8 protein-coding genes are annotated in these 13571 nt (G+C 69.3%); 6 read left to right on the forward strand and 2 right to left on the reverse strand.

Annotation, left to right across the window (positions count from 1 at the left end; all coding sequences use genetic code 11):
- Nucleotides 1–5 precede the first annotated feature (5 nt).
- On the reverse strand, nucleotides 6–3116 hold the full coding sequence (locus OHB01_RS14985) for an ATP-binding protein (RefSeq protein ID WP_328855537.1): 3111 nt from the start codon (nucleotides 3114–3116) through the stop codon (nucleotides 6–8).
- A gap of 29 nt (nucleotides 3117–3145) precedes the next feature.
- Nucleotides 3146–3922, reverse strand: a complete 777-nt coding sequence (locus tag OHB01_RS14990; RefSeq protein WP_260617541.1) for a fumarylacetoacetate hydrolase family protein — start codon at nucleotides 3920–3922, stop codon at nucleotides 3146–3148.
- A gap of 201 nt (nucleotides 3923–4123) precedes the next feature.
- On the opposite strand from OHB01_RS14990, the gene OHB01_RS14995 reads away from it, so the two are divergent.
- The 6 genes from OHB01_RS14995 (at nucleotide 4124) to OHB01_RS15020 (ending at nucleotide 13530) form a co-directional block, all read left to right on the forward strand.
- On the forward strand, nucleotides 4124–6481 hold the full coding sequence (locus tag OHB01_RS14995) for a glycoside hydrolase family 3 N-terminal domain-containing protein (RefSeq protein WP_328855538.1): 2358 nt from the start codon (nucleotides 4124–4126) through the stop codon (nucleotides 6479–6481).
- A 94-nt stretch (nucleotides 6482–6575) separates the two neighbouring features.
- Nucleotides 6576–7598: a LacI family DNA-binding transcriptional regulator gene (locus OHB01_RS15000; RefSeq protein ID WP_328855539.1), complete on the forward strand. Its 1023-nt coding sequence runs from the start codon at nucleotides 6576–6578 to the stop codon at nucleotides 7596–7598.
- Between the two features lie 158 nt (nucleotides 7599–7756).
- Nucleotides 7757–10030 (forward strand): alpha/beta hydrolase, encoded by a 2274-nt coding sequence (locus tag OHB01_RS15005; RefSeq protein ID WP_142652053.1) that lies wholly within the window; start codon nucleotides 7757–7759, stop codon nucleotides 10028–10030.
- 197 nt (nucleotides 10031–10227) lie between these two features.
- Complete coding sequence (locus OHB01_RS15010) at nucleotides 10228–11634, forward strand: ABC transporter substrate-binding protein (protein WP_328855540.1); 1407 nt, start codon at nucleotides 10228–10230, stop codon at nucleotides 11632–11634.
- A gap of 79 nt (nucleotides 11635–11713) precedes the next feature.
- A complete protein-coding gene (locus tag OHB01_RS15015) occupies nucleotides 11714–12655 on the forward strand; it encodes a carbohydrate ABC transporter permease (RefSeq protein ID WP_142652057.1) in 942 nt (313 codons plus the stop codon).
- Nucleotides 12655–13530, forward strand: coding sequence for a carbohydrate ABC transporter permease (locus tag OHB01_RS15020; protein ID WP_142652059.1), 876 nt, complete (start codon nucleotides 12655–12657; stop codon nucleotides 13528–13530). The genes OHB01_RS15015 and OHB01_RS15020 overlap by 1 nt, the downstream gene beginning before the upstream one ends.
- Nucleotides 13531–13571 lie beyond the last annotated feature (41 nt).

Consider the following 13571-nt stretch of genomic DNA (forward strand, 5'->3'; position numbering starts at 1 on the left):
CGGTATCAGATGACTCGCTCCAGGACGGCGTGTGCCTCGGCCAGCAGGCCGGGGCCGCGCCGTTCGCCGTATTCGGCCTCGATCCTGGCCATGACGCCGGGGGCGACCCGTTCGGCGTGCGCGGACAACCTCGGCCAGTCCATCGTCGGGACGAACCGGTGATAGGCGAAGCGGTCGGCGAGCACGAGCAGCCGCACCGCGTCCTCGGTAGGCAGCGCGCCCTTCAGCAGGCCCCAGATGCCCAGCGCGGCGAGCACCATCCCCATAACCGGGTAGTCCTTGTTGGCGGAGTCCTGGCCGAACACGGCCAGGGTCTTGTCGCGCAGTGACTCGAAGAGGTCCGCGCCGTCGTCGCCCTCGCCGTGCTGCGCGAACGCACAGAGCGCGACGACCTCGCCCAGGATGCCCCATTGGGCGAACTCGTCGGCCATTCCCGGGGCGCGCCGCTGCCGGAGCACCTCGGCGGTCTCGCGGTGCCGCCGCAGCCCTTCGGCGATGTCGCCGTCGGCGAGGGCCAGCTCCGCCCTTCCGGCGGCGACCACCAGGGCCTCGCCGTACGTGCCCTGGGTGGCGATCGATTCCATCTCGTCGAGCATCCGCGCGGCCTCGTCGCGGCGGCCCTCGGCGAGCGCCGTCATGGCGAGGGAGGCGCGGAGCTGGATGACGTCGTCCATCGCCCCGAGGCGTTCGAGCACCGGGAGCGCCTCGGCGGCATGCCGGGAGGCCGCCGCGGAGTCGCCGAGGTGCGCGTACAGGCCGGCCAGCTGGGTGTGCAGCAGCGCCCGATGCCAGGGACCGCCGTCGTCGCCGACGAGTTCGAGGGCGGCCAGGGCCGTGTCGATCGCACCGGCCGGGTCGCCGGTGTTCTCCCGGCCGTGGCTCAGCCAGTGGAGCGCGACCTGGCGGATCAGCGGGTCGGGATCGGCGACCAGCTTTTCCAGGCCGTCCTCGGGATCCGACACCGTGGTGAGCAGGGCCGTCACCAGCGCCTGTACGGCGGGGTTCGCCGAGTCGGTCCCCAGATCGGACAGCAGCCGCGTCAGGTGCGCCGACTCCTCGATGGAGACCATGATGCTGTTGAACAGCGCGATGCTCACGGCCACCCGGGTCCGGTCGAGGAGCGGGGGCGGCGGCGTCCAGCCGCTCAGGGCCGCGGCGACGGCGGGGGCGAGCACGATGCTGCGCGGGTGGTCGCCGCAGATCGTCCAGTAGGCGCCCAGCGCGGAGAACAGCACCACGACCGCTTCGGGGTCGGGGTCGGCCAGGGCCTCGCGCAGGATGTCGGCGAGGTTCGTCTCCTCGGCACGCAGCCGGTCCATCGCGTCGATCTGCTCCGGCGAGTACAGCCGGACGCTGGCCCGGCCGGCGTATCCGACGGCCCAGGCGCGTACGGCGGCCCGCGCCTCGTGGGTCTCGCCGGCCGACTCCAGCTGCACCCGGCCGAACTCGCGCACCGTCTCGAGCATGCGATAACGCACGCCGCGGGCCGTCTCCACGACGGTGAGCAGGGACTGCTCGACCAGCTCCTCGACGTCGCCGAGAGCGCCGTCGCCGAGCACCTCCTCGGCCGCGTCGAGGGCGAAACCGTCGGGGAAGGCCGACAGCCGGCGCAGGGCCAGGCGCTCCCGCTCGCCGAGGAGGTTCCAGGACCAGTCGATCACCGCTTCCAGCGTCCGATGCCGGGAAGGGGCGCTCCGGTCGCCGCCGCGCAGCAGCGAGAACCTGTCCTCCAGCCGCCGGGATATCTCGGCCGGTGACATCACCCGCACCTTGGCTGCGGCCAGCTCGATCGCGAGCGGCAGCCCGTCGAGGCGGGCCACGACCGCCCGTACGTCGTCCTCGTCGAGGTGCACACCGGGCCGCGCCGCGGTCGCCCGGTCGCGGAACAGCTCGACGGCGTCGCCCATGCCGAGCTGGGGCAGCGGATAGACGCGTTCGGCGGCGATGGCCAGCGGCGAGCGGGTCGTGGTGAGGACCCGCAGCTCCCGTGTGGTCGCGGTCAGATAGGCGACCAGGTCGGCCACCGCCTCCACCAGATGCTCGCAGTTGTCGAGCACCAGCAGCGCCGGGGCGAGATCGAGCTGCTGGGCGATCCGTGCCCGGACGTCGGCGCGCTGCGGCGGCGTGAGCGTACGGCGGCCGGCGACCGAGTCGCGGACCCCGAGCGCCGACCCGACCTCGCCGACCAGGTCTTCTGGCGCGGTCACGCCGACCAGCTCGACGAAGTGCACCACCGGCTGCGGAGCCTCACGGGCGACGGCATGCGCGAGCCGGGTCTTGCCGAGCCCGCCCGGGCCGAGGATCGAGACCACCCGCGAGGTGGCGAGCAGCGCCCGCACCCGCCGGAGGTCGTCGTCGCGGCCGAGCAGCGGGGTCGTGTCGAACCGCACCCCGACGCGTACGGGGCTGTCGAGCGCCAGCAGCGCACTGTGCACCCGCCGCAGCTCCGGGCCGACGTCGGCGCCGATCCGGTCGCGCAGGTCCGACCGATAACGCTCGAAGCGGTCGAGCGCGGCGCCCGTTCCACGCACCGCCGCCTCGCTGTGCAGGAGATCGGCGAGCAGTCCCTCGTCCTCGGGGTGGAGGCGCGCGGCCTCCTCGAGCTCGGGCAGCGCGATGTCGTGGTCGCCGCTCCTGCTCCTCGCCCGGGCGAGCACGACCCGCGCGGACGCCAGGTCGTGTTCCGCGCGCAGGCGCACCTCGGCCAGCGGGCCGTCACCCTCCGCAGGCGACGCCCCGGCGCCCAGCGCGAGCGCCTCCTCGGCCGCCGCCCCCGCCGCGGCCGGATTCTCGGCGAGCAGCGCCGCCGCCTGGTCCGTCAGGGCGTGCAGCCGCCCGGCGTCGACGCGGTCGGGCGGGACGTCGAGCCGGTATCCGCTCCCTTCCGTGACCAGCGCCTCCGGCCCCACGACCGCCCTCGTCCTGGACACCAGGACCTGCAGCGCCTTCGCCGGGTTGGCCGGTTCGCTGTCTCCCCACACGTCCGCGACGAGCTGCTCGGCGTGCACGGCCCGGGAGGCGAGCGCGAGGGCGGCGAGCAACGCCTGAGCCCTCTCGCCGACCACAGGCTGCCCCCGCCACCGCACACCGTGGAGCAGGCACAGGTCGATCGGCATGCCGCAAGTCTAGGCTCCGGCGAGCCGCGTCACGGGGCCGTGAGAAACGTGAAGTGCTCCTTGCCCACGACAACCGGATTGCGGAGTTCGCCGATCTCGTCGATCGTCACGGTGATCACGTCGCCCGCCCGCAACCGGAAGTCGATTTCGGGCACGACGCCGGTCCCCGTGGCGAGAACGGCCCCGTGGGGGTGGTTCTCGGAGTGGAAGAGGTAGGCGGTCAGCTCGGCGAACGGACGCCGGATCTGCTTCGTGGAGGTCGCGCCGTCCCAGACGACCTCTCCCTCGCGGGTGATCGTCAGCCGGATGGCGAGGTCGGAGGGGTCGACCTCCCACGCGGGCCGGATGCCGGGGGAGAGGGCGCACGCTCCGGCGTACACCTTGGCCTGCGGCAGGTAGAGCGGGTTCTCACCCTCCACGGAGCGCGAGCTCATGTCGTTGCAGACGACGTAGCCGACGATCTCCTCGAAGCGGTTGACCACGAGGGCCAGCTCGGGCTCGGGAACGTTGAGCTCCGAGTCGGAGCGGATGCCCACGGGTTCGCCGTCCACGACGACCCGCCAGGCGGGCGACTTGAAGAACAGCTCGGGCCGCTCGGCGTCGTACACCAGCTCGTAGACCGACTTGAGACTGCTTTCCTCCACGCGCGCGTCCCGGGAGCGCAGGTAGGTCACGCCTGCGGCCCACACCTCCGTGGCGCCGTCCACGGGGGCGAGCAGGCGTACGTCACCGAGCGAGCGATCGGGGACGGCGTCGGCGCACATCCGTCCGATCTCCTCGATCCGGTGGCTCAGCAGCTCGGACACGCCGGCGACCGGGAGAGGGGACAGGACACCCTCGTTCAGTACGGCGACGCGTGGATGGGGATCGCTGTCACTCCTGTATCGAACGATGTGCACGCGAATCCTCGCCTTCGAAATCTGGACAAAGCGCACAAGATCGGTGACGGTGTGATTGTAATCGTTATCGATTACGTTTGCGAGAGTCGGAATGATCGGAGTGAACGGGTGACCACGGTGAGGCGGGAGTCCGGAGCGGCGTACACCGATCCGGCCGTGCCGGTGAGCGAGCGCGTGGCGGATCTGCTGGGTCGGATGACCCGGGAGGAGAAGCTCGCGCAGTTGGGGAGCGTCTGGGCGTTCTCCCTGATCGAGGGAGGCCGATTTTCGGCGGAGCGGGCCCGCCCGGTCCTCCGCCACGGCCTGGGCCACGTGACTCGTGTCGCGGGAGCCACGAACCTCAAGGCGGCGGATGTCGCGCGGGTCGCCAACGAGATCCAGCGGTTCCTGGTGACGGAGACCCGGCTCGGGATCCCGGCGATCGTGCACGAGGAGGTGTGCTCCGGGGTGATGGCGCGGGAGGGCACCATCTTCCCCCAGGCCATCGGCGTCGCGAGCACCTGGGAGCCGGAGCTCAACCGGAGGCTGGCGGACGCCGTCCGTGCGCAGATGCGCGCGATGGGCGGCCATCAGGGGCTCTCACCGGTGCTCGACGTGGTGCGGGACCCGCGGTGGGGCCGCACCGAGGAGACCTATGGGGAGGACCCCCACCTGGTGGCCCGGATGGGTGTGGCGTTCGTCCGGGGCCTGCAGGGCGACTCGCTGACCGAGGGCGTCATCGCGACGGCCAAGCACTTCGTCGGTTACGGAGCGTCCGAGGGCGGGCTGAACTGGGCGCCGGCGCATCTGCCGCCGCGCCTGCTGCGGGAGGTGTATCTGCACCCGTTCGAGGCGGCCGTACGCGAGGCGGGTCTCCAGTCGGTGATGGCCGGTTATCACGAGCTGGACGGCATCCCCTGCCACGGCAACGACGAGCTCCTCGGCGACGTCCTGCGTGGCGAGTGGGGTTTCGAAGGGACCGTCGTGTCGGACTACTTCGCCGTCGACGACCTCCACTCGTATCACCGCTTCGCCGGCGACAAGCGGCAGGCGGCGGTGCGGGCGCTCACCGCGGGCGTCGACGTCGAGCTTCCGGCGACGGACGCGTACGGGGACGCGCTCGCGCAGGCCCTCGACGAGGGCGAGGTCGGTGAAGCGCAACTGGACCGGGCGGTCTCGCGGGTGCTGCGGCACAAGTTCGAGCTCGGCCTGTTCGAGAACCCCTATGTGGACGAGACCGCGGTGGCGGTGACGGTCAACGCCGCGCCGCACCGGGAGGTGGCGCTGGAGATCGCCCGCCGCAGCCTCGTCCTGCTCAAGAACGACGGCATGCTGCCGCTGCGGCCGGGCACGGGAACGGTGGTGCTCATCGGCCCGAACGCCGACGACGCGCGGCACCTGCTCGGCGACTACTCCTTCGCGGCGCACGTCGAGTCGCTGATGCAGGCGCGCGAGCGCAAGGGCCTGCTCGGCCAGACGATGACGATCCCGGACGACCTCGAGATCGAGGAGAGCACCGACGGGGTGCGCACAGTGCGCGACGAGCTCGCGGCCCGCCTGGGCGACCGGCTGCGGTATGCGCGCGGGTGCGATGTGGCCGGCACATCGAGGGACGGTTTCGACGAGGCGGTCGCGGCCGCCGCGGCGGCCGACGTCGCGGTGCTCGTCCTGGGAGACCGCTCGGGGCTGACGCTCGGAGCCACGACGGGTGAGTCGCGTGACCGGTCCAGCCTGGACCTGCCCGGTGTCCAGGAAGACCTGGTGCGTGCCGTCGTCGCCACCGGCACCCCGGTGGTGGCGGTGCTCGTCGCGGGCCGGCCCGTCGGCGGCGACTTCCTGCACGAGAACTGCGCCGCGGTGCTGCTGGCCTGGCTGCCCGGGCAGACCGGCGCGAGGGCGATCGCCGAGGTGCTGCTCGGCGAGGTGAACCCGAGCGGGAAGCTGCCCATCTCCTATCCGCGCACCGTCGGCCAGATTCCCGTCTACTACGGGCACAAGGTGTCCGGAGGGCGGTCGCACTGGCACGGTGACTACGTCGACTCGCCCGTCAGCCCGCGATACCGCTTCGGTCACGGGCTCGGGTACGCCCCGTTCGTGGTCGAACGGGCCACGCTGGACCGCGCCGAGGTGATGGCGGGGGAGAGCGTCGCGGTGGAGGTCACCGTGGCCAACACCGGCGACCGGGCCGGCGAGGAGGTCGTCCAGCTCTACATACGCGACCCGCAGGCGTCGGTCACGCGGCCGGTGCTGGAGCTGAAGGGCTTCGCCCGCGTGTCCGCCGGGGCAGGGGAGCGAACGACCATCCGCTTCGACCTGCCCACAGACCGGCTCGGCTTTTATGACCGGAACATGCACTACACGGTAGAAGACGGACACATCGAGGTATATGTCGGCTTCTCCTCCGATGGCCACACCCATGCCGGCACGTTCACGATCATGAGTCCGGCCTATTTGGGGCGGGCTCAAAAGGGCGTACGGTCGTTGTAACAAGACGCTGACAGGCCTTGTGTTTGCTTTCGGTGTCGCCTACGTTAAAGGCCGGAAACGTAACCGATAACGATTGCAATGCTGAGAGGGCGGCATGGCCGAGGGCGGTTCGCCGGTGACGATGAGCGATGTCGCACGACTGGCGGGCGTCTCCACTGCGACCGTGTCGCGCGTGGTGAACGGGCGTTACGGCGTCAGCGCCAGCACCATCGCGCAGGTGCGTTCGGCCATCGAGCGGCTGGGCTACGAGTCGAGCCTCGTGGCGGCGAGCCTGCGGCGCACCCGCACCAACGTCCTCGGTCTGGTGACCCACCGCTTCCAGTCCTACACGGCCGAGGTGCTCAAGGGCGTCATGGACGCGTTGACCCAGTCGGGCTTCGACCTGATCATCTACGCCAACAGCGACGTCTACGGCACCTACTCCGAGGGCTGGGAGCAGCGGCACCTGACCCGTCTGTCGGGCACCCTCACGGACGGGTGCATCGTGGTCACGCCCTGGGGCGAGGTGCGGGCCAGCACGCCGATCGTGGTCATCGATCCGGTCAGGGACTCGGCGGTGCCGTCGGTGACGGCGGACAACCTCGCGGGCGCGACCACGGCGGTCGAGCACCTGCTCGGCCTGGGCCACCGGCGCATCGGCTTCATCGCGGGCCGTTCCAGCCTGGCGGCGGCGTGGTCGCGCGAGGAGGGCTACCGCAAGGCGCTGGCCGAGGCCGGCGTTCCGGTCGATCCGGCGTTGATCGGGCGAGGGGATTTCAACCCCGAGTCCGCGGTCCCGCTGGCTCGGGCCCTGCTGGAACGGCCGGACCGGCCGACGGCGATCTTCGCGGCCAGCGACGGGATGGCGCTGAAGGTGCTGGAGGTCGCGAAGGAGATGGGGATCGACGTCCCCGGTGACCTGTCGGTGGTCGGATTCGACAACATCCCGGAGTCGGCGCTGGCGGAGCCGAGGCTGACCACCGTGGACCAGTCGATGTACCGGCTCGGATACGAGGCCGCGCACATGCTCAAAGCGCTGGTTACCGGTGAGTGGGAAGGCCCCCGCCAGATCCTGCTCCCGACGCGCCTGCTGGTCCGTGGCTCCACCGCCCCGGTGAGGGCCGCGACGAGACCATGACACAGACCCTCATCTGCGACGTCAGTTGCCGCTGACGTCGCAGATGAAAGGCATCCCCCTAGGAACGGAGGTACGAAACAAACCACCGCACATCCGCAGACGATTACGGCTGGCCGATCGGACCCCATCCGCAGCCAGCCATCCTAGGAGTGCTCAGTATGAATTTACCGTATCACGGCAGCGTACGCCCCATGGGCGTACGCCGGATCCCGGCGGCCATCGCCGCCGGAGTCATGGCGATGGCGGCGGTGTCGCTCGCACCGCCGCTGCCGGCGGCGGCGGCCGACACCCCCTGGCTGGTGGTGTCCGAGGACGGCTACGCGTCGTTCAGCGTCCCGGCGGACTACGTCCAGGCCAACGCGGGCCAGGTGTCGCAGGTGGTCATCGAGGGGAACTTCGGCCCCTCCTTCACCTGGGCGGAGTTCGGGCTCAGCCGCAGCGGCAACGCCTGGTCCGGAGTCCTCGGCCCGCTCAAGCCGGGGCTGTACTCCTACCAGGTCACGGGTGACGACACGAAGGGTCTCAAGGATCCGACGAACGCCACCAGCGTGGCCTCCGCGCCCCTGAGGAGCACCTTCTTCGTCGCGGGCGACTCCGCGCGCCTCCTGGCGGACGCGCCGCAGGGACAGGGCGGCAAGGTCGAGACCCTGACCTATGAGGTGAAGAAGCAGGAGCGGACGGCGCTGGTCTGGACGCCGCCGGGCTACCAGGCCAAGGGCCCCAAGGGGCCAGGCCCGAAGGAGCAGGGCCCCGCGGGTCCCGGTCCCAAGGAGCCGGGTCCGGCGGGTCCCGGTCCCAAGGAGCCGGGTCCCAAGGGCTACCCGGTGCTGTACCTGCAGTCCGGCGACAGGAGCGCCACCGACTGGCTCGACCTCGGCCGGGCCAAGCAGATCCTCGACAACCTGTCGATCCAGGGCTCCGCGGAGCCGATGGTGGTCGTGATCAGCGACGCCGAGGGGACGGCCGGCGACAAGGATCTGAAGGACCTGCGCAAGGCGGTCGGGGACAGATACAACGTCCTGCGCGACCCGGGGCACCAGGCGATCGCGGGTGTGGGCGAGGGCGGGACGCAGGCGCTGCGTGCCGCGCTGACCAGACCGGCTCAGTTCGCCTACGCCGGCTCGTTCTCCGGTCTTCTGGAGGACGGCGTCGCCGGGGCGGACCCGAAGGCGATCAACCGCGAGGTCAAGCTGGCGCGTCTGTACACCGGGAACGTGACCGACCCGGCCTACAACGCGACCGTACGCCTGACCAAGGCGCTCGACCGCGCCGGCATCAGGTATGAGTTCGACGGCGTCAATCCCGACGCCGGGGCGAACTGGAACGCCTGGCAGGAGAATCTGATCGATTTCGTGCCGCGGCTGTTCCACGACGTGTCGGATCACGGCCCGAGCGCCGGTCACGGGCCGCTGAAGGGCGAGTTCCACCCGCCGGCGGCGGGCACGACCCCGACGCCGTTCCTGAGCGAGGACGGTTTCGTCACCTTCGAGACCACGACCGACTTCACGGACGCGCAGCACGTCACCGTGTGGGCCAACGTGGCTCCCGGCGGAAGCTGGCTGCGTCTCCCGATGTCCCGTGAAGGCGACCGGTGGCGGACGACCGTGGGCCCGCTGGACCCGTGGTTCTACTACTACCGGCTGATCGTGGATCGGGTCGCGGTCAAGGACGCGTCGAACCCGACGAAGGTGACCTCGGAACCGGCCTGGAGCACCTTCCTCGTTCCCGGTGAGCGGTCGCGTCTGCTCTCCGACGTTCCCGCCGGGCAGGGCGGAAAGGTCGAGAGCCTGACCTACCACAGCAACGTGGCGAACCAGGACAGGACCGCGCTGGTGTGGACCCCGCCCGGTTACGACCCGGACCGCGCGGAGCCGTACCCCGTCTTCTTCCTCCAGCACGGCAGCGGCCAGAGCTACACCGACTGGGTGGAGATGGGCCGGGCCAAGCAGATCCTCGACCACCAGTTCCTCGACGGCGACCTGGTGCCGATGGTGGTCGTGATGGGCAACGGCAACGTGTCCAACTTCAACAAGGAGCTGCTGGAGAACATCGTTCCCGCGGCTCGGGCCCACTACAACATCTCCGACGACCCGTCGCAGCAGGCACTCGCCGGCCTCTCGATGGGCGGTGGACAGACGATCGGGGTGCTCAAGGCCTACCCGGGCCGGTTCGCCTACATCGCGGCGTTCTCGGCCGGGTTCGGCAGCGGCGCAGGCGTCGACGTGGCGGCGATCAACAGCGGGACCAAGCTGTTCCGTGTGTACGTCGGCGACGTGACCGACTTCGTGTACCCGTCGTTCATGGCGGGGCTGACCACGATGAACGACCTCGGTGTCCACTACGAGTTCGACGGAATCACCCCCGGACCGCATGGGTGGGACGTATGGCAGAAAAACCTGATCGACCTCGCACCGCGCTTGTTCAAGCGCTGATCAGAAAATAACGTCAAAAGCACCGGATCACCGGTGATGGACATCGTCACGCAAGTGAGCGTGTTAGCGCTCACATGAGAAATCGGCCCGGAAGGGCGGGGCGCGGATCGCGCCGTCCGCGCCTCGCCCCCGGGCCGCTGGTTCGGCCGCAGCGGCGGCGCATGACCCTTGTGCGCAGTGATCCCGGAGGGGACGTTATGTCAACGAAGACGAAAAAACTGTTTGCCACCGCAGCCACGCTCGCCGCCGCGTGCGTGCTCGCCGCCTGCTCCCCCGACGCGGGGAGCCAGAGCAGCGCCAGCGCGACCAACACCGGCGGCGACACGGCCGGAAACAACGCGGCCGGAAACAACGCGAGCAACTGCACGAACACCATCACCAAGAAGGACCTGCCGGTCGTCACCTTCTGGGGCTGGTACCCCAACATGCAGCTCGTCGTCGACAACTTCAACAAGCAGAACAACGAGGTGCAGGTCTGCTGGACCAACGTCGGTCAGGGCGGCGACGAGTACGACAAGTTCCAGACCGCGATCTCGGCGGGCACCGGCGCGCCCGACGTCATCATGATCGAGGCCGACCGGATCCCGACCTTCCAGATCCAGAAGGCGCTCGTCGACATCAAGAACTACGGCTTCGACGCGGTGAAGGCGAACTACAGCGAAGGCGCGTGGAAGGACGTCTCGATCGGCGGCGCGGTCTACGGCGTGCCGGTGGACGGCGGCCCGATGGCGATGATCTACCGGAAGGACATCTTCGACAAGTACAAGATCACGCCGCCGAAGACGTGGGCCGAGTACGAGCAGGCGGCACAGAAGGTGAAGGACGCCGGCGGCCCGCTGTTCGGCGACCTGGGCGCGAACGTCCCGGCCGTCATGATGGCGCTGCAGATCCAGAAGGGCGCCAGTCCGTACACCTATGACCCGGCCCAGCCGGAGACGATCGGCATCGCGCTGAACGACCAGGCGTCCAAGGACGTGCTGGACTACTGGGGCAACCTCGCCAAGAAGGGCCTGGTCGGGACGCAGGACCAGTTCACGCCGGAGTACATCGCCGGTGTGGTCAACGGCAAGTACGCGACGTACATCTCGGCGGCCTGGGCGCCCGGATACCTCACCGGCGCGGGCGTCGGCAAGGGCAAGGACACCGGCAAGTGGGCGGTGGCGCCGCTCCCGCAGTGGGATCCCGCCAACCCGGTGCAGGTCAACTGGGGCGGGTCGGCCTTCTCCGTGACGAGCCAGGCGAAGAACCCCGAGCTCGCGGCGAAGGTGGCGTACGGCCTCTACGCGGACGACGAGTCGCTCACCGACGGCTGGACCAACCAGATCATCTTCCCGCTGAACCTGAAGGCGCTCAACAGCCCCGACTTCGTGAACCTGAAGGTGAAGTTCTTCGACGGCCAGCAGGCGAACAAGGAGGTCTATGTCCCCGCGGCGAACGCCTACACGGGCATGACCTACGCGCCGTTCGGCCAGTACTACTTCGACGCCATGACGAAGCAGATCAGCGCGGTCATCGACGGCTCCATCACCGGTGCGCAGGCGGCCGACCGGATCCAGGAAGACGTGGTGAACTACGCCAAGGAGCAGGGTTTCACCGTCAAGTAGCCGACCCGGGTGGGCCGCGCCGTCCTCGACCGGCCGGCCCACCCGCCACTCCCCAGCATCGAACCCCTCGGAGCCCAAGATGACCCTCCTGATCGAGGAGAGTGCATCGAGCACTCAAGAAAAAACGCGCAAGGTCCGCGGAAAGGTGCGCCTCCGCGAGCACCTCATGGGGTGGCTCTTCGTCGGGCCATTCGGGATCGTCTTCCTGGCCTTGCTCATCGCGCCGCTCGGGTACGCCCTGTATCTCAGCCTCTGGCAGAAGAAGCTGATCGGGGGCACCAGCTTCGTCTTCCTCGGCAACTACGTGAAGGCGTTCACCGACCCGACCTTCCTCTCCGGGGTGTGGTTCGTCGTCCGCTTCTCCCTGGTCGCCATCCCGCTGCAGATCCTCGTCGCGCTCGCGATGGCACTCATCGTGGATGCCGTGACCTCGCTGTTCACCCGGTTCTCCCGCCTCATGATCTTCCTCCCGTACGCCATTCCCACGGTGATCGGGGCGGTCATGTGGGGGTTCCTGTACAGCAAGAGCTTCGGGCCGCTCACCGACATCTTCGGGCTGTTCGGCGCCCCCGCTCCCGACTTCTTCAGCAAGAACCTGATCTTCTACGGCCTGATCAACGTCGTCACCTGGCAGTGGGCCGGTTACTACATGATCATCCTGTACGCGGCGCTCCAGGGCATCGATCCGTCGCTCTACGAGGCCGCCCGCATGGACGGCGCCAGTTCATGGCAGATCGCGCTCCGGATCAAGATCCCGCTGATCGCCCCCGCGCTGCTCCTGATCCTGGTCTTCTCGCTCATCGGCACCCTGCAGTTCTTCAACGAACCACAGATCCTGCGATATCTGGCCGCCGGCACGATCGCACCGGGATTCACCCCCAACATGTACGCGTACCAGCAGGCGTTCGGGCTCGCGAACTTCAACTACGGATCGGCGATCTCGTTCGCGCTCGGCGGGGTCGTGTTCGTCTGCGTCTACGCGTTCCTGTTCTTCACCCGCAAGCGTAGGAGCTTCTTCTGATGACCGGCAGCGCCGGCGCACGCCGCCGTTCCCAGCGCCACCTTCCCCTGCAGATCTTCCTCGGCTTCCTGGTCGTGTATTTCCTGGTGCCGTTCTGGTGGGTCATCGTCAACAGTTCCAAGGACGCCCCCGGCCTGTTCGGCGGGAGCAACACCCTGTGGTTCGCCGACCAGGTCGACTACTTCGGCAACCTCCAGCGGCTGTTCACCTACGACGGCGGCATCTACGGCAGGTGGATCCTCAACTCCACGCTGTACGCGTTCGCGGGCGGGATCGGCGCCACGATCCTGTCCGTCATGGCCGGATACGGATTCGCCAAGTATCGGTTCGCCGGCCGGCGTTTCAGCTTCTCGGTCCTGCTCGGCGCGTTGATGGTGCCCGCGACCGCCCTGGTGATCCCCACCTTCATGATGTTCTCCGGGCTCGGCCTGACGAACACGATCTGGGCGGTGATCCTCCCGTCGCTGCTCAACCCGTTCGGCGTCTATCTGATGCACGTGTACGCGCGCGACGCCGTTCCCGACGAGATCCTCGACGCGGCGAAGGTCGACGGCGCGGGTGAGCTGCGGACGTTCCTTCAGGTCGCCTTCCCGCTGATGCGGCCGGCGGTGGTCACGGTGCTGCTCCTGTCGGCCGTGGCGTCCTGGAACAACTACTTCCTGCCGCTCGCCATGCTCTCCGACAACCGCCTTTTCCCCGTCACCGTCGGGCTCGGCCTCTGGCAGGGCATCGCCTCGGCGAACAATTCGGGCAGTACCTCCCTTTGGAGCCTCATCATCCTGGGCGCGCTCGTGTCGGTGATCCCGCTCGTCATCGCCTTCTTCACCCTCCAGCGGCACTGGCGCGGCGGACTGTCCGTCGGGGGCCTGAGATAGCCGGTCGTCCACCAGTTGATCAGCATGTAGAGAAAGGTGTC

It is taken from the genome of Microbispora hainanensis (genome assembly GCF_036186745.1).
Lineage (GTDB): Bacteria > Actinomycetota > Actinomycetes > Streptosporangiales > Streptosporangiaceae > Microbispora.